The 17204-nt window shown below is 59.5% G+C and carries 11 protein-coding genes, 1 tRNA gene and 2 pseudogenes; 1 reads left to right on the plus strand and 13 read right to left on the minus strand.

The annotated features are described in order from the left end of the window. Positions 1–107 precede the first annotated feature (107 nt). From rpsO to ACFQT0_RS17110, 3 genes are all read right to left on the minus strand, one after another. Complete coding sequence (gene rpsO, locus ACFQT0_RS17100; protein ID WP_092669123.1) at positions 108–383, minus strand: 30S ribosomal protein S15; 276 nt, start codon at positions 381–383, stop codon at positions 108–110. A gap of 161 nt (positions 384–544) precedes the next feature. Further along, on the minus strand, positions 545–1990 hold the full coding sequence (locus ACFQT0_RS17105) for an LptF/LptG family permease (protein WP_380204423.1): 1446 nt from the start codon (positions 1988–1990) through the stop codon (positions 545–547). A 99-nt stretch (positions 1991–2089) separates the two neighbouring features. After that, positions 2090–2503, minus strand: coding sequence for an START-like domain-containing protein (locus ACFQT0_RS17110; protein WP_380204424.1), 414 nt, complete (start codon positions 2501–2503; stop codon positions 2090–2092). Between the two features lie 133 nt (positions 2504–2636). Between ACFQT0_RS17110 and ACFQT0_RS17115 the strand changes: the two genes are divergently transcribed. Beyond that, a tRNA-Met gene (locus ACFQT0_RS17115) sits at positions 2637–2710 on the plus strand. A 194-nt stretch (positions 2711–2904) separates the two neighbouring features. On the opposite strand, the gene rplT is transcribed toward ACFQT0_RS17115, so the two are convergent. From rplT to ACFQT0_RS17165, 10 genes and pseudogenes are all read right to left on the minus strand, one after another. Further along, positions 2905–3249 (minus strand): 50S ribosomal protein L20, encoded by a 345-nt coding sequence (rplT, locus tag ACFQT0_RS17120; RefSeq protein ID WP_168672944.1) that lies wholly within the window; start codon positions 3247–3249, stop codon positions 2905–2907. A 160-nt stretch (positions 3250–3409) separates the two neighbouring features. Beyond that, on the minus strand, positions 3410–3604 hold the full coding sequence (gene rpmI / locus ACFQT0_RS17125; protein ID WP_046242504.1) for a 50S ribosomal protein L35: 195 nt from the start codon (positions 3602–3604) through the stop codon (positions 3410–3412). A 211-nt stretch (positions 3605–3815) separates the two neighbouring features. After that, positions 3816–4361 (minus strand): annotated as a pseudogene (gene infC / locus ACFQT0_RS17130) (translation initiation factor IF-3); the annotation flags it as partial. Between the two features lie 360 nt (positions 4362–4721). Continuing rightward, positions 4722–6657, minus strand: a pseudogene (gene thrS / locus ACFQT0_RS17135) (threonine--tRNA ligase). A 138-nt stretch (positions 6658–6795) separates the two neighbouring features. After that, positions 6796–7920, minus strand: a complete 1125-nt coding sequence (locus tag ACFQT0_RS17140; RefSeq protein WP_380204425.1) for a tetratricopeptide repeat protein — start codon at positions 7918–7920, stop codon at positions 6796–6798. A 120-nt stretch (positions 7921–8040) separates the two neighbouring features. Then, positions 8041–8193: a hypothetical protein gene (locus tag ACFQT0_RS17145; RefSeq protein WP_380204426.1), complete on the minus strand. Its 153-nt coding sequence runs from the start codon at positions 8191–8193 to the stop codon at positions 8041–8043. Beyond that, positions 8190–8951 (minus strand): hypothetical protein, encoded by a 762-nt coding sequence (locus ACFQT0_RS17150; RefSeq protein WP_380204427.1) that lies wholly within the window; start codon positions 8949–8951, stop codon positions 8190–8192. Before ACFQT0_RS17150 ends, ACFQT0_RS17145 begins: the two co-directional genes overlap by 4 nt. A 219-nt stretch (positions 8952–9170) precedes the next feature. Next, on the minus strand, positions 9171–11939 hold the full coding sequence (locus tag ACFQT0_RS17155) for a DNA gyrase/topoisomerase IV subunit A (RefSeq protein ID WP_380206058.1): 2769 nt from the start codon (positions 11937–11939) through the stop codon (positions 9171–9173). Between the two features lie 1621 nt (positions 11940–13560). After that, positions 13561–14730, minus strand: a complete 1170-nt coding sequence (locus ACFQT0_RS17160; protein WP_380204428.1) for a tetratricopeptide repeat protein — start codon at positions 14728–14730, stop codon at positions 13561–13563. A gap of 392 nt (positions 14731–15122) precedes the next feature. Then, on the minus strand, positions 15123–17066 hold the full coding sequence (locus ACFQT0_RS17165; RefSeq protein WP_380204429.1) for a DNA topoisomerase IV subunit B: 1944 nt from the start codon (positions 17064–17066) through the stop codon (positions 15123–15125). Positions 17067–17204 lie beyond the last annotated feature (138 nt).

Below are 17204 nucleotides of genomic sequence, written 5' to 3' on the forward strand. Positions count from 1 at the left end.
GCGCCGATACAAAACAGTGCCACGGGCCAGCCTCGGCGCAAAACCGACCCGAACAAAAAAGAGTAGGGAACCTTCGTTGGAAGGCTCCCTACTCTCAGACTCTGGACTTACTTACGGATGCCCAGCTCCTTGATGATGGCGCGGTAGCGGTTGATTTCGCGGTGCTGCAGGTAGTCCAACATGCGGCGGCGCTTACCTACCAGCTTCAACAGGCCCAGGCGGGTGCTGTGGTCCTTCTTGTTGGCCTTGAGGTGCTCGGTGAGGTGGTTGATGCGGTGGGTGAAGAGGCCAATCTGAGCCTCGGCCGAACCGGTATCGGTTTTCACTTTTTGCAGGCTGTTCTTCTCGAAAATGGCCTGTTTTGCTTCTGTAGTTAAAATCATCGGTTGATAGGTGTTACCCCGTCTTAGATTTAAGGATGAAAAAAATGTTGATATGATACCCCACACATTGGGGTGCCGCAAAGGTACGCAATTAAAAAACAGGATAAAAGCGCGATGCTGGCTTTTCTCGAAACAGGCACCTGCTTTGAGCTCGGCCGACCCTACTCTTCTACGGGCTCCGTTATTTTCCGCAGGCTCGGGATACCCAGCCGCTGCGGCAACCGGCGCCAGAAGTCTAGCTCAAGCAGGCCCGAGTCATTGTAAGCCTGGTAAAGGAAAAAGAGCCCGGCCGGCAGCAACACCAAATTCGACATCCACATGCCGATGCCGACGGGCATCACAAACTCGCGTCCGTACTTCTCGCCCATGATGCTCAGGACGTAATAAATGATAAAGAAGAGAATGGAAACCAGGATGGGCACGCCCAAACCGCCCTTCTTGATAATGGAACCCAATGGCGCGCCAATCAAAAACATAAGCAGTACCGCTACCGACTGCGAATACTTGCGATACACCTCAATACGGAACAGCGCCGAATTCCGCGCGTAGTCGTTCAGCCTCTCCGCCGTTGAGCTGGCAAAGGCCCGGAGGTTGTTGGCGCGGTTCGCGGCCTGCTGGATGATGGGCGCCGTGGTCGCGGCCAATTTGGAAGCGGGTACCTGCAGGCGCTCGGCCCGGCGGTTGGCCGCCCGGCCGGTGGTGTCGAAGCGCAAGAAGGTGAAGTAGGCGTTGGTTTGCCGCGAAAGCTGGGTTTGCTCAACGCGCAGCTTTTTCTGCACCGAATCCGTGGCCGAATGGAGCTGATTTATGTTCAGCATCATCCGGTTCTCCTTGAACAGGTCTTCTTTGGTACGGCCCAAGTCGAACGAAGCCAAAGAAAACGTGACCAGGTTGTGGTCGAACCCTTGCCGCACGAAGCTGGCGCCGGCGCGGTCCTGGGCGTCGGGCTGCTCGATGTAATTGTGGCCGTGAAACAGCTCCAGGCCCAGATAACCACCGTTGAAGCGGGTGAACATGCGGCCCGAATCGGCCAGCATCACCGTGGCGTTGCCGGACTTCTGGGTGTGGTCATAAATCATCACCCCGTGCAGCCGGTCGCCGTTCTCGCCCGACTTCCGGTCCACCTTGATGGTATAGCCCGGGATGCCGTTGTAAAACACGCCTTCGCGAATGTCCAGGGCTAGTTTTTGCTGGCGCACGTCCCACAGCAAGCTGTAGGCTTTGAGGTTGGCGCGCGGCACAATGGTCTCGTTGAACCAGAACGCGCCAACTGAAAGGGCCACCGTAAGTAGCAGCACTGGCCGCAGAATCCGCGTGAGGGCAATTCCTGAGGCTTTGATGGCCGTGAGCTCGTGGTGTTCGCCCAGATTGCCGTAGGTCATCAGCGACGAGAGCAGCACGGCTAGCGGCAGCGACACGGGCACGATGAGCACGCTGAAGTAAAACAGCAGCTGCAACAGCACCCCCGTCCCCAAATCCTTGCCGATGATGTCGTCCAGGTACTTGAGCAGGGTGTGTGTGAGCAGGATGAACTGCACCACCGCGAAGGTGAGCAAAAACGGCCCCGCGAAGGCCTTCAAGATAAGTTTGTCGAGCTTTTTAAGCATAAAGGACGCTTGGCTGTTTTCTAACCCTGCGCTGAAACGATGGTACAGAGAAAAAGTACCAAGCAGAGACGCGCTCGAATCAGCCCAATTTTGGCGGTGCTACCCTCCTACCTGCTCGCGGAGCTTGGCCACCAGGCCGTCCCACATTTCATAATGCTCGTTGGAATCCTGGGTCGCAGAATAATCCACCACCCGCAAATAAACCTCGTCCGTAACCTGCGAAGAGTCCAGAGAAAACTCCAGGTAGTTGGCGTCTGATACCGTCTGGCGGAGCTCGTTCAGAAACACAAACCGGATGGCACGGTTCAGGCGCTGGCCGGAGATTTCCGCGTAGTGGTTATCATTATCCCAGATAAAGTTGAGCCTTTGGCCCTCCACGTAGCGCACATCGTCGCAAAACCACTGAGAAAGGCCCGAAGCCGTAGCCAGGTAAGGAAAAAGAATTTTAGGCGATGCATTGATGGGAAATTCCACCACGAAGCGCGTTTTAGTTTGGGTATCAGGCAGAGCCATAATTTTTAAAACGATGGGGCCTGGTCAAACAAGGGTCTGAAACCGGCCACGAGGGAGAAATACAGTGTTTTTTTGCCCCAGGACCTTGCGTCGGGGCCGATTGTAGCGTTACCTTTGCACCCACAAAAAACCCGGCGGGGTAGCTCAGTTGGTTAGAGCACAGGATTCATAACCCTGAGGTCACGAGTTCAACTCTCGTCCCCGCTACTTCAGAAACCGTTTCAGCTACGCTGGGGCGGTTTTTTTGCTTTGGGGACATCCGAAGGCCACAAGACTTCCGGAGCAATGCCGCCAATAAGGCAGCTAAATATATAGCCTAAACTATATCAGTTGGGCCAAAAACAAGAAAACGCTGAACCCAAGGGCCAGCGTTTTCTTGGTTATGAGCGCGCAGGGGGCAATTACTTTGCCTTCTCCACGATGCCTTTGAAGGCCTCCGGGTGGTTCAGAGCCAAATCAGCCAGCACTTTGCGGTTGAGTTCAATGCCAGCCTTTTTCAGGCCACCCATCAGTTGCGAGTACGACAGGCCGTGCTCGCGAGCGCCGGCGTTGATACGCTGAATCCAGAGGGCACGGAATTCGCGCTTCTTTACTTTACGGTCGCGGTAAGCGTACAAGAGGCCTTTTTCAACGGCGTTCTTGGCTACGGTCCATACGTTTTTGCGACGGCCATAGTAGCCTTTCGCCAAACGCATGATTTTCTTACGGCGGTGGCGCGAGGCCACGTGGTTGACACTTCTTGGCATAACCTGAGGAGTTTTTGGCAGCCGGCGACAGAGGGTTGTCTTAGAGCCGGAAGCCTGGTGAATTTTTTATTGTTTGTGGTTTTTTGTTGCTGGTTTCCGGTTAGCAGCTGCCGGCTCTGCGAAACGAGAAACCGGCGACGAGAAACCAGAAACAAACAAATCAGATGTTCAACATCTGGCGCACGCGGTTCATGTCGGCGCTGCTCACAAGGCCCGTGTGAGTCAAACCACGCTTCTGCTTGGTCGTCTTCTTCGTGAGGATGTGTGATTTGAAGGCGTGCTTCCGCTTCACCTTGCCCGTTCCGGTGAGCGCAAAGCGCTTCTTGGCACCGGATTTCGTCTTTACTTTCGGCATTGTAGTAAGTATTGGAGGGTTGGTTGTTGATTGTTGATTGCTCACCGACCGGGGGTCGGGAAGCCATCTTCAACCGGTAAAATCTATTCGGCAGCGTCCGTCGTAGCAGGCGCCGACTCAGCAGCCTTGTCGGCGGGCTCGGTAGGCTTCGGCGCTTTTTCTCGGCCTTGGCATCGGGGGCAGCGGGCTTGGCGGCGGGTTTCACCACGGCGGCTGCTTTCGGAGCGAGGTAGAGGAACATGCGCTTGCCTTCGAGCTTGGGCAGCTGCTCTACTTTGGCGAGGTCCTCGAGGGCCTGGGCAAACTTGAGCAGCAGGATTTCGCCGCGCTCTTTGAACACGATGCTACGACCCACAAAGTGCACATAGCTCTTGATTTTCGCGCCTTCGCGCAAAAACTCCTGAGCGTGCTTCACCTTGAAGGCGAAGTCGTGCTCGTCGGTGTTGGGACCGAAGCGGATTTCCTTCAGGACGACCTTGGTCTGCTTGGCCTTCAGGCTCGCGGGTTTTCTTCTTCTGCTCGTACTTGAATTTCGAGTAGTCGATGACGCGGCAAACGGGCGGCGTGGCCGTGGGCGAAATCTCAACGAGGTCGAGATTCTGGTCCTGGGCCATTTTCCGGGCTTGGTCGGTCGGATAAACGCCTTGCTCGACGTTGTCGCCGACCAGGCGCACTTCGCGAGCCAGGATTTTTGGTTGATTTTGAACGGCTCTTCCACCTGCTGGCGGGGCACGTACCGACGGTTCGGGGCTGCTATGGTTTGGTCCTCCTCCTAAAAAAGTGGCGGGAAATGAGATTCTGGGCGGTTTAGGCCGAGTAAGGCCTGGCAATCAGGGGGCAAATATCGGCATTTTTAATTGGAAAGGCAAACGGATTGCCCATTCAATTTGATAAGCAGGGCAAAAAGAACGTCATGCCCATCCGGCGTCCGCTAGTCGAAGCATCTACACTCCCGCTTCGACTGTCATCCTGCGCAGCGCGAACGACCTTCTCACGTTTACACGAATTGTGCAGCTGTGAGAAGATGCTTAGCAAGCTCAGCATGACAGACGGTTGGATTAGTTAAGCACGCGAGATGCCTCGGCTGCGCTCGGCATGACGTTCAATCTATTTCCCGTTAGTAAGCCTCAATAATCTGGCTTTGCACGCTCTTCACAAAAGCATCGATGGGCATGGAGCCCAGGTCGCCTTCGCCGTGCTTGCGCACCGAGATAATGTTGTCCTGGGCTTCTTTCTCACCCACAACCAGCAGGTAAGGGATTTTGCCCATCTCGGCGTCGCGAATTTTGCGGCCGATGCGCTCGTCCCGCGCATCCACGGTGCCGCGCAGGCTCGCGCTGCTCCAGTTGGGCTTTCACCTCGTTGGCGTAGTCGATGTACTTATCCGAAATCGGCAGCACGATGAACTGCTCCGGGGTGAGCCACAGCGGGAAATTACCGGCGCAGTGCTCGATGAGCACGGCCACGAACCGCTCCAACGAGCCGAAGGGCGCGCGGTGCAGCATCACGGGGCGCTGGCGGGAGTTGTCGGAAGCAACGTATTCCAGGTCGAACCGCTCCGGCAGGTTGTAATCGACCTGAATGGTGCCGAGCTGCCAGCGGCGGCCCAAAGCGTCGCGCACCATGAAGTCCAGCTTGGGGCCGTAGAAGGCAGCTTCGCCCAGTTCGGTAACGGTGGGCAGGCCTTTCTCCTCGGCGGCTTCCTTGATGGCGTTTTCGGCCAAAAACCAGTTTTCATCGGAGCCGATGTACTTGGTCTTGTTTTCGGGGTCGCGCAGGCTGATTTGGGCCGTGTAGTCTTCAAAACCGAGGTTTTTGAACACGTACAAAACCAGGTCAATTACCTTCTTGAACTCGTCCTTCACCTGGTCGGGCCGACAAAAGATGTGGGCGTCGTCCTGCGTAAAGCCGCGCACGCGGGTCAGGCCGTGCAACTCGCCCGACTGCTCGTAGCGGTACACGGTGCCGAACTCGGCGTAGCGCACGGGCAGGTCGCGGTAGCTGCGGGGCTCGGTTTTGTAGATTTCGCAGTGGTGGGGGCAGTTCATCGGCTTGAGGAAGAATTCCTCGCCGGGGTTGGGCGTCTTGATGGGCTGAAACGAGTCGGCGCCGTACTTCTCGTAGTGGCCGCTCGTCACGTACAGTTCCTTGGCGCCGATGTGCGGGGTCACCACGGGCTGGTAGCCAGCCTTCACCTGAGCCTTGCGCATGAACTGCTCGAGGCGCTCGCGCAGGGCGGTGCCTTTGGGCAGCCACAAGGGCAGCCCCGCTCCTACTTTCTCCGAGAACGCAAACAGCTTCAGTTCCTTGCCCAACTTGCGGTGGTCGCGGCGCTTGGCTTCCTCAAGCCGCTCGAGGTACTCGGTGAGGTCCTTGGCTTTGGGAAAAGTGATGCCGTAGAGGCGCGTGAGCTGCTTGTTCTTCTCATCGCCGCGCCAGTAGGCACCGGCCACGTTCATGAGCTTGGCGGCCTTAATGGTGCCGGTATCGGGAATGTGCGGACCGCGGCAGAGGTCCGTAAATCCGCCCTGGGTGTAGAAGGTAATCTGGCCGTCCTGCAGGTTTTCGAGCAGCTCCAGCTTGTAGGGGTCCTGCTTTTCCTGGAAGTAGGCAATGGCATCGGCCTTCGAGATTTCCTGGCGGATGTAGCGGCTTTTGTTCTTGGCCAGCTCCAGCATCTTCTTCTCGATTTCCGGGAAGTCTTCGCTGGAAATGCTGCGGCCTTCGCCCAAATCGACGTCATAATAGAAGCCGTTTTCGATGGCGGGGCCAATGGCGAGCTTCACACCCGGGTAGAGCACCTCGAGGGCTTCGGCCATGAGGTGCGCCGAAGAGTGCCAATAAGTGGTCTTGCCGGCTTCGTCGTTCCAGGTCAGGATTTCGACGGTGGCGTCATCGGTGAAGGGACGGTGCAGGTCGCGCACTTCGCCGTTGACGCGCACGGCCAAGGCGTTGCGGGCCAGGCCTTCGCTGATGCTGGCGGCCAGAGCGTGGCCGGTGGAGCCGGACTCGACCTGGCGAACCGAGCCGTCGGGGAGGGTGATATTGAGCATAATGATGGGGTAAAAGGCGCCCGAGGGGCCAAGCAGGGCGCAAGTTAGCACCCGCGGGTTCAGGCCCGTGTTTTTTTAGACTCAAACCTTCGCCCAACCCCTGCCCTAGCCCGCGATGGGCCGGAGCGAGGGAGCGGGCTAATGGGCGCGGGGCGCGCCGGCGCCGGAGACGCCGGCCGACGATAATAATAGCGGGTGCGTAGGCTGTCGGGCAGCTGCCCCTGGAGCCGCTCGCTGGTTTTCCAGGCCTTGAAAGTCCAATGGGCGTTTCCGGGGTTTTCGGCCACCAGCCTGGCGGTACTGCACCAGGGCGTCGAGCAAAAGGTTTTGGGACTCGTAGGCTTCGGCCAGTAGGGCGCGGGCCTGCGGCAGGCGCGGGTTCCGGCTCAACGCCCGCTTCAGATGCTCTATTACCACGGCCGGGCGGCGGGCTTTGGCGGCCGCCAAGCCCAGCCGATAATCAGCCCGGTACACAGAGGAATCTAGAGCCAAAGCCCGCTGGTAGTACCACAAGGCACTATCCGGACGGCCGCGCAGCTCCAGGCGGCGGCCATAGTCATACTTCAGAAGCCCGGACGTGGTGTCGAGCCGCATGCCCAAGGCGGCGTAGCGAGCCGCGTCGTTGGGCACCCGCCAGGCATTGAGCAGGAAAGCCAGGCGATGCAAAATCTCGGGCTGGCGGGGGTCGCGGGCCAGGGCATCCTGCAGGTACTGGATGGCGGTGGAAGTGTCGGCTGTAGCGGCGTAGGCGAGGCCTTTGTAAAAGAGGGCGGCCGACTGGTTGGGGTCGAGGCGCAGGGTGCGGTCGAGGTTGTCGAGGGCGGCGGGATAGTTGCGGGCGGCTAGATGGGTTTCGCCTACGAGCAGGGGCAGCTCCGGGCCAGCGAAGCCCAGGTCGGCGGCCTTGCGGGCAGCGGCCAGCGCGGCCGGCAGTTTGCCCAAGGCCCGGTAGGCCCGCGCTTGCAGAAAATACAGGCTGCCGTCGGTGTCGTCAATATCCAGGGCCACGGCCACGTCGGTTAGGGCCGCGTTGGGCTGGCCAGCGGCCAGGCGCAACGTGGCGCGGCGGGCCAGCAGCGCGGTGTTGCGCGGCTTGCTGGCAATGGCGCCGTTCAGCTCATCGGCCTGCACACGCGGGCCGCTTTGCACCGTGGCTAGGTTCACCAGGGTGTCGGGCCGCTCGGTGGTTTCGGTGGAGCAGGCCGAGGCCGCCAGCGCCAGCAGCGGCAGGGTGACGAGCTGTAAAAACCGAAAGTGAAACATGGACAAGCGCAGCGAATGGCTGCAAAGTAAGAACTCAGAAAATACACCGATGCTTCGGACCCATTCTAAACAAGCTCCCAACAGCACAAGTGCGGCCCACCACCAAAAGCAGGCGCACGGCTATTCCTCCTGGCTTACTGAGCCCGGGGCCGGTTTAAAGGAGTCCGGGCTTGCTTTGAGCAAAGGCGTGGCTTCGCGTAGCGTGCGCTTGTGGCTGCGGGCATCGGCGCGCAGCAGGGGCGGCAGCATTTGCTGGCACAGGCGGCTTATCACCAAATCTTCGCTGGTAATTGGCGGGATTTTCTGCGCCTCCTGCAGCACCTCAATGGCGCGGCGGCGGCGGCCTGGTAGCGGCACATGCGGGCGAGGTCGTAGCAGTACTGCAGGTTCTGGGGTGCCAGCTTGCGGGCTTTTTCCAGATTATCCATGGCCTTGCGGCTGTCGCCCCCATCGGGCACGTCGCCGAGCACAATTTTGCTGTAGGCCCGCTCGAGCAGGTTGTAGTGGGCCACGCGGTACTGCCACCGGCCCAGCAGCTGCCAGGCTTCGGCCATATCGGGGCGGCGCTGGGTGGCCAGGTACACGTGCGAGCGCAGGTCGCGGAAAGCTTTCAAGCGGGCTCCGGCCTTGTACAGCGTGGCCTGGCTGAACAGGGCCAGCGCCACGGCGTAGTTGCTTTCGCCGCCTTCGGGCTGAATCATTAAGGCGCGGTCGGCGTACAGGCGGGCCGCATCGAAGTACGAAGACTTGCGGGTTTCGTCGGAATAGCGGCTGCCTATTTTAACGCTGAGCACGGCGGCCTGCCAGAGGGAAAAGTAATGGTTGGGCGACGTTTTGAGCACTTCCTGGTAGATGGCCAGGGCTTCCGAATCCTTGAAGCGTTGGGTCAGATTGACCGCCTGAAACAGCTTTTCCTGCACCGCCGGCGGGTCCGCCGGCAAGGGTTGGGCCACTCGGGTAACCTTGGCAACGGGCTTGCGCAGGCGCGGCCTTATCTGACCAGATGCCGGCTGCGCGGCTACGCTACACACCACCAGGGCCCCACACAGCCAGCTTCGCCACCGCCCGGGGATTGAGCCAAACAGGGGACGCAACCAGAAAGCGAAAAGCATAAGGACTAGGGAAAAACTCATCACCGCAAACGCGGGCTGGAACCGTTAGATTCAGTATGGCCGGAGCCGTCGGGTTTCAGCTCAATTCTATCAATTCTAAAAGCGAAGCGTAAGCAGCGCCTGTCGATAAGGAGCCACTTACGCTTCACTGCCGATGGCGTTCAGGCTTAAAACAGCCCCAGCCTGCGCCTTGGGCCGCTTGAGCAGCTCGCGGGCCTGGGCTACTTCTTCGGCCGTCACGTCCACCGGGCTCGTCGATTCGGGCCGGTCGGCGGGCGCGGCTTCTCCCCCATTTTCGCCCGGCTTGGGCCCGGCCGCGGCTACCCGCCGCTTGGCTACCTCGCGGCGCTGCGGCTCGGGGCCTTCGTCGGTGAGCAGGGTAAGGGCGTGGACTTTGAAGTAGTTGAGCTTGTTGCCCATGGCCTTCCAGCCCTTCACGTCGATAAATTCGTTGAGCTTGATTTTCTCGGTTTCCTTGTCGGCCTTTTTGTCCTTCTGGATTTTCACTTCCACCAGCGGCTCGGGGTTGGCCGTCACGGCCAGCAGCTTCGAGCCTTTGGTTTCGGAGATGAAGGTGAAGCGCTTGCCCAGCGTACTGGTCTCAATGCGGAAACGCTTGATATAATGAATTTTGGTTTCGCCATCCACGTACACGGCCGAGAGTACCGTCTCGGGCTCGTACTTGCGCAACAGCACAATATTGGGCACATCGTAGTGGTTGGCCGGGTCGGGCGTGGTCAGCTCGTAGCTGCCGTCCTTGAAGACGACCAGCACGTGGTTTTCGGTATCGAACGTGCCCAGGTAGCGGCCGTGACCCGCCGTGTTGAGCCGGCCCACCACGCTGTCGAAGAAGATTTCGCGGCCGCCGAGCGTGGAGTCGCCCAGGGTTTTCTGCGTGATTTTCTTAATGGGCTGCTTGGTCACGATGTTGCCCATCGAGCCCTTGCCCTTGATGGCGAGCTCGGCAAAATCAAAGTCAAACTGCTTCACCCGCGCCGGCGCCTTGTCGCTGAGCTGAATGCTCACGATTTCAGACTCGGAATTGGGGTTGGCGGTTAGATAGAGGGTTTTGGTGCCCTTAGTTCCCTTGGTAAGGTCGTAGGTTTTGTCGCGCGTGATGCCCGACACCAGGAAGCGTTTGGCAAAGCTGATGCCCGAGGCGCCGTCGAGGTACACCATGTTGTACACCAGCCGGTCGTCGTTCTTGTTGTACACGCCCACGTGCAGAATGTCACGGCCCACGAAGGTCTTTTCGGCAATCTTGGTCACCGTGAACGTGCCGTCGCGCTTAATGGCGATGATGTCGTCCAGGTCGGAGCAGTCGCACACGAATTCATCCTTTTTGAGGCCGTATCCCACGAAACCGTCCACGCGGTTCACATAGAGTTTTTGGTTGGCAATGGCCACTTTTTGGGCCGTCACCACGTCAAAGGTGCGGAGCTGGGTTTTGCGCTCACGGCCCGCACCGTACTTCTTGAGCAAGCCCTCAAAGTAATTGATGGCGTAGCGGGTCAGGTTGGCGAGGTGGTCGGCAACTTCGGCCAGCTCAGCTTCGAGGCGCTGAATGTATTCGTCGGCCTTGAAACCGTCGAATTTCGAGATGCGCTTGATGCGGATTTCGGTCAGGCGCGTGAGGTCTTCTTCTTCGATGGGGCGGCGCAGCACAATGCGGGTGTCGTCGGCCTTGGCCTTCTCCCCTTCGATGCGCACGAATTTCTTCAGGCCTTTGTCGATGGTTTCGAGAATATCTGCCCAGGTTTCGCACTCCTCAATCTTGCGGTAAATGCGGTTCTCAATGAAAATCTTCTCGAGCGAAGCGTTGTGCCACTTCTCCCACAGCTCGTCCTGCCGGATTTCCAGCTCGCGCTCCAGCAGGCGCACGGTGGCCTTGGTGCTTTGGCGCAGCACGTCCTCCACGCCCACAAAGCGGGGCTTGTCGTCGATGATGACGCAGGTGTTGGGCGAGATGCTGATTTCGCAGTCGGTGAAGGCGTACAGCGCGTCCATGGTCAGGTCGGGCGAGACGCCGGCGGGCAGCTGCACCTGGATTTCCACGTCGGCCGCCGTGTTGTCGACCACCTTCTTAATCTTGATTTTGTTGGCTTCTGAGGCCTTCACGATGCTTTCCATCAGCGCCGTGGTGGTGGAGCCGTAGGGAATGTCGCGGATGATGAGCAGCGTCTTGTCGACCTTCTCGATGGTGGCACGCAGGCGGATTTTGGCCCCGCGCATGCCCGAGTTGTAGTTGCTTACGTCGCACAAGCCACCGGTCGAGAAGTCCGGAAACAGCTGCACCTCGCGGCCCCGCAGCACGTCGATGCTGGCCTTGCACAACTCGCGGAAGTTGTGGGGCATAATCTTGGTGCTCAAGCCCACGGCAATGCCTTCCACGCCCTGCGCGAGTAGCAGCGGGAATTTCACGGGCAGCGTGGTGGGCTCGCGCTTGCGGCCGTCGTAGCTCAGCTGCCACTCGGTGGTGTCGGGGTTAAACACGACATCCAAGGCAAACTTGCTCAGGCGGGCTTCGATGTAGCGGGGCGCGGCGGCGCCGTCGCCGGTGCGCACGTCGCCCCAGTTGCCCTGGGTTTCGATGAGCAGGTCTTTCTGGCCGAGGTTCACCATGGCGTCGCCGATGCTGGCGTCGCCGTGCGGGTGGTACTGCATGGTTTGGCCGATGACGTTGGCCACCTTGTTGAAGCGGCCGTCGTCCATCTCCTTCATGGCGTGCAGGATACGCCGTTGCACGGGCTTCAAGCCGTCTTCAATGGCCGGCACGGCCCGCTCCAGAATCACGTACGAGGCATAGTCCAGAAACCAGTTCTGGTACATGCCTTTCACCGTGGCCACGTCGTGAATGGTCTCGCCGGGGGCGAATTTGGGCTCCTCCTCGGTTTCGGGCTCCGGCACGGTATCAATGGCCAGATGCACAGTGGGCGTTTCGCCAAACAAGTCGCTCACATCGGTTGGCAGGCTCCCGGCGTCGGCAGCGGTTTGCTCGGCCGCTTGTTCTATGGCTTGCTCGGCGGCATCCTGGTCCGCGAGGCTGGCAGGTTCGGAGGCATCGGCCGCCGCGGCGGGCGAGAACGCCGAGAGGTCAAAATCGACCGAATCGCCGGACTGCAAAAAATTCTGGTCGGGAGTATCGGAAGCAGGAGTATCGAGAGTAGCCACGAGGTAAACGAAAGAGGTCGGCGAACTGCCGTCAAAAATACCGGAATCAGCGCGGAGCGCAACAAATTACAATTCCAACCGCAGTCGGAAAGTTCCCAAAATTATTAGCGCGCTCTGCTAAATAGCCTTATTCACCAGGCAAGGCAAAACGGGCATATGTTTCAAATTACGGCAATTATTCGGCAAAAAGCAAGCTAATCTCAATAGCCAGCCCAACACGGCTGTTGCCAGCAAAAAGCTCGGCAATTAACCCATAAATTCAAAACGAAAAAAGCCCGAGCCAATGGCCCGGGCTTTTCCGTGGAATGTGCCGACTAGTCTACCCCTAGGCGGCGATTCAAACGTACGAATAAAAACGTATAACACAAAACCTCGCTCGGTACTATCCGGTATTTTTTTCAGCGAAAAAGTTGAGCCGGCTCAGCTAATGCAGGCATTTGGGACCTGTAACTCAACCCGTAAATTTCAGAACATTATCCCCGCCCTACCGGGCCTGAAGTGAGGGCAAAACGAAGGAGCGGGCCCTCTAAATACGTAGAGGAAGTTGAATATATTATTCCTAATAAAACATAATTCTTTTGCCCCGCGCGTGGGTACAGCATTCTACCTGGTAGGACATTGTGACGCCGCAGCGGGGTTAGATGGTAGTCAAGGGCACCGCTACCCGCACCCGGAAGCCGGTCACGGTGCCATCCGGGGCCAGGTCCGGGCCCGTGGTGGCGGCCCCGCCCATGGCCGTGGCGCGGGCGTCGATATTGGCCAGTCCCGGGTCGTTGGGCTGGTCGGCGGCAGCAGGGCTTAGGGCTAGAGCGGGCGTCCGGTTGTCGAAAACATCGAGGACGAGCCTGGGGGCCTTCGAGCCGGATGCGCACGCAAACCCGGGTCGCGCCTGCAGCATGCTTCACCAGACTTTGCAAGCTTTCCTTATAAATCAAGTACAGGTTGCGCCGCAGCCGGGCCGGCAGGCGGTTGGCGGGTATCACGTCGGGCACTTTGAAGGACAGCTCGATGCCGTGCGGGGCCAGCACCTCGTGCGCATAGTCCCGCATGCGGGTCAGCAGGTCGCTCAGGAAATCGTTTTGGGCATCCAGGCTCCACACCACGTCGTTGAGCTGGCGCACGGCGGTGCGGCTGGCGTCGGAAAGGCGGCTAATCTGCAAGCGCTGGCCGGCCGCATCGGCAAGGCCTTCCTGCAGCAAGTTGCTTTGCAGGCTGATTTGCCGCAGCAGCAGGCCCACGTCGTCGCGCAGGTCGGCGGCGAGGCTCGCCCGCAGGGCCTTGACGCGCGCGGATTGGCGCCGCCGGTACCGCCAAAACAGGACTGACGCCAATACCACGGCTACCAATGTGAGGCTGGTCAGGCCAATGAGCTGGTTCTGCTGGCGCAGGTTTTCGAGCTCGCGCTGCTGGTTTTGCAGGCGGGCTTGCTGGGTGAGCAGCTTGATCTGGGCCTGCTTCTGCCCCAGCTCAAAGTTGAGCTGCAGGCCGGCCGTGCGGCGGGTGGTGGCTTCGCTGAGCAGGCTGTCGTTGAACACCTTGCGGCCGATGGAAGCCACGTAGGCCCGGGCAAAATCTTTGCGCGCGGCAAAAGCCAGGGCCAGGACCTCGTTGGCCGCCCGGCCGCCTTCCAGGAAGCGCACCCGCTGGCTGGCCTGCAGGCTGCGCTGCCCGTAAATAATGGCGCTGTCGGGCCGGCCCATGCGGAGGAAGGCCCGCGCCAGCACCCCTGGGCCCGCGGAATGGCCAACAGCTGCCCCGCCGCAATGGACTGTCGCAGCGCCGGGTACCCCAGGGCCAGCGCTTCGGCGAACTTGCCCTGCCGCTCGCTCACCTCGGCCAGGTTGAGCTGCATGGCCAGCACATCGGGCGCACTGCCCAGGCGCTGGCTCAGGGCCATGCTTTGGGTGTAGTACAGGCGGGCGGCGGCCCATTGCTTCTGGCTGCGGCACACGTCGCCGAGCCCGGCCAGGGCCAGGTTGATGCGGTCGGGGTAATCCTGGTGCCGGGCCACCTGCAAGGCATCCAGCAGATAGTCGCGGGCGTGGGCATAGTCGCCCAGCTTGTTGAAAGTGCCCCCGGCCTGAATTTTCAGGCTCGTGTTGAACCGCCGGGTACCGCTGGTGACGGGCAGGGCCAGCCCCTGCAGGCAGTACGACAGGCTGGCGGCGTACTGGCCCTGCTGGTCGGCCACCAGGGCCAGGCGCCCCAGGCAGCGCACCTCCCCGCCCAGGTCGTGCACCCTGGCAAACTCCTGGCGGGCTTCGCGCAGCAGCTTTATGGCGAGCGGGTACTCGGCCAAAGTGATGTGGTAGTCGGCCAGGTCCAGCAGGGTTTCGGCCAGCAAGTCCCGGCTGGCCACGCGCCGGGCCAGCCGCACGGCTTCTTCCAGCACGGGCCGCGCGGCCTGTACGTTCTGCAGCTTCACCGTACGGGCCAGTTCGGTGAGCAGAATCACCCGGGCCGTGTCCAGTTGCGGATGCGCCCGCACCAGGGCCCGCATGCTGTCGATGCGGCGCAGCGGTGCCACCCGTGTATTGGCTGGGCGTGGGCTGTTTTCCGATGCCTGATGTTGGGCAGCCGCGGGCAGCGCGCCCCACATGCAAAGCACAGCGGCAAAAAATGCAGTCCGGCCCCCTATCAGTATTCGCATTGGCTTCAGCAATCAGCCCATAAATGTACTAGTGCCAAACTTTTAATTCGCCATGGAAATGGCGTTGAAAGCATTTTTTAGGTACGGCTCCATCCATAAATTATAATTCCCACTAGCTGCCACATTCAGCTCAAGGCTGAAAGAGCTTCAAAATTACTGCCCCGCTATAGTTCGTTGAGCTGATTTTGAACTGCCCAACAACCCGAACGCCCCACCTGGCGAAGGCCAAATGGGGCTTTTGGATTAAGCTGGATTTGCCAACCGGGCAGTTACGCCAGCTCGGCTTCGACTACTTCGGCTACGGGCAGCACGTCGCTGGTTATGAGGTCCTTTTCCAGGCGCAGGTTGTCGATAATGAAGTTCTGCCGGTCGGGGGTGTTTTTGCCCATGTAGTAAGTCAGCACCTGCTGAATGCTACGGTCCGACTGCAGAATCACCGGCTCGAGCTTGATGTTATCGCCGATGAACTTGCCGAACTCCTCGGGCGAAATCTCGCCCAGGCCCTTGAAGCGGGTGATTTCGGGGTTCTTGCCCAGCTTGCGCATGGCGTTCTGCTTTTCCTGCTCATTGTAGCAGTAGATTGTTTCCTTCTTGTTGCGCACCCGGAACAGCGGCGTTTCCAGGATAAAGACGTGGCCGTTGCGCACCAGGTCGGGGAAGAACTGCAGGAAGAACGTGAGCAACAGCAGCCGGATGTGCATGCCATCGACGTCGGCGTCGGTGGCCACCACCACGCGGTTGTAGCGCAGGTGCTCGATGCCTTCCTCGATGTTGAGGGCGTGCTGCAGCAGGTTGAGCTCCTCGTTTTCGTACACGATTTTCTTCTTGAGCCCGAAGCAGTTCAGCGGCTTGCCGCGCAGACTGAACACGGCCTCCAACTCCACGTTGCGGCTTTTGGTGATGCTGCCCGATGCGGAGTCGCCCTCCGTGATGAAAAGCGTAGTGAGCAGCTCCTTTTCGGCGCCGTCCTTGGCGTTTTCGCCCAGGTGGAAGCGGCAGTCGCGCAGCTTGCGGTTATGCAGGTTGGCTTTCTTGGCGCGCTGGTTGGCTAGCTTCTTTACGCCGGCCATGTCCTTGCGCTCCCGTTCGCTCTGCATGATGCGCTTGAGCAGGGCATCGGCCGTGGCGGGGTTCTTGTGCAGGAAGTTGTCGAGGTGCTCCTTCACGAAGTCCAGGATAAAGCCGCGCACCGTGGGGCCGTCCTCGCCCATGTTGATGGAGCCCAATTTGGTCTTGGTCTGGCTTTCAAACACCGGCTCCTGCACCCGCACCGAAATGGCGCCGATAATGGAGCTGCGCACGTCGGCCGCATCGAAATCCTTTTTGTAGAATTCGCGCACAGCCTTCACCACCGCCTCGCGGAAGGCAGCCAGGTGGGTGCCGCCCTGGGTGGTGTACTGGCCGTTCACGAAGGAGTAATACTCCTCGCCGTAGTCGTTGCCGTGGGTCATGGCCATCTCAATATCCGGCCCTTTCAGGTGGATGATGGGGTAGCGCAGGTGCTCCACATCGGCCTTGCGGGCCAGCAGGTCGAGCAGGCCGTTTTCGGAGTAATACTTCTGGCCATTGAAGTTGATGGTCAGGCCCGCATTCAGGTAAACGTAGTTCCAGATTTGATTTTCGAGGTACTCCGGGATGAAGCGGTAGTTCTTGAAAATGGTATCGTCGGGCTGGAAGGTGACCAGCGTGCCGTTGCGCTGGCTGGTTTTCTGGGGCTTGGGGTCGCTCACGAGCTTGCCCTGAGCAAACTCAGCGGCTTTCATGATGCCTTCGCGTACGCTCTGCACCAGGAAGTAACCGCTCAGGGCGTTCACGGCCTTGGTGCCCACGCCGTTCAGGCCCACCGACTTCTGGAACACCTTGGAGTCGTATTTGCCGCCGGTGTTGATTTTGCTTACCACGTCGACCACCTTGCCCAATGGGATGCCGCGGCCGTAGTCGCGCACTTGCACCCGCGAGTCCGAAATCTTGATGTCGATGGTGCGGCCGTGGCCCATCACGTGTTCGTCGATGCAATTATCGACCACTTCCTTCACCAATACGTAGATGCCGTCGTCGTAAGCAGAACCGTCGCCGAGTTTGCCGATGTACATGCCCGGCCGCAGGCGGATGTGCTCGCGCCAGTCCAGCGAGCGGATACTGTCTTCGTTATAGCCGTGGTCGGCGACTTTCACCTGTACTTCGTGGGCGTCAGTCTGTAGTTCGTCGTTCATTGGGGCAACTGTTGTCCAGTTTTTGGGTAAAATAACGCAGAAATTAGCAGCAGGGCAAGAAATATTGCCATCTCTTTTAGTATCATCCGGCTAATTTATTTAGTTTCCAACACCGCTCACTTGGCCCGGGTTCACTCC

Source organism: Hymenobacter humi, from assembly GCF_042665855.1.
GTDB lineage: Bacteria > Bacteroidota > Bacteroidia > Cytophagales > Hymenobacteraceae > Hymenobacter > Hymenobacter humi.

Bases quoted from the DNA above. Each gene is read 5' to 3' on its own strand.
- rpsO (WP_092669123.1), bottom strand. From the start codon at position 383: ATGATTTTAACTACAGAAGCAAAACAGGCCATTTTCGAGAAGAACAGC.
- ACFQT0_RS17105 (WP_380204423.1), bottom strand. From the start codon at position 1,990: ATGCTTAAAAAGCTCGACAAACTTATCTTGAAGGCCTTCGCGGGGCCG.
- ACFQT0_RS17110 (WP_380204424.1), bottom strand. From the start codon at position 2,503: ATGGCTCTGCCTGATACCCAAACTAAAACGCGCTTCGTGGTGGAATTT.
- rplT (WP_168672944.1), bottom strand. From the start codon at position 3,249: ATGCCAAGAAGTGTCAACCACGTGGCCTCGCGCCACCGCCGTAAGAAA.
- rpmI (WP_046242504.1), bottom strand. From the start codon at position 3,604: ATGCCGAAAGTAAAGACGAAATCCGGTGCCAAGAAGCGCTTTGCGCTC.
- ACFQT0_RS17140 (WP_380204425.1), bottom strand. From the start codon at position 7,920: ATGTTTCACTTTCGGTTTTTACAGCTCGTCACCCTGCCGCTGCTGGCG.
- ACFQT0_RS17165 (WP_380204429.1), bottom strand. From the start codon at position 17,066: ATGAACGACGAACTACAGACTGACGCCCACGAAGTACAGGTGAAAGTC.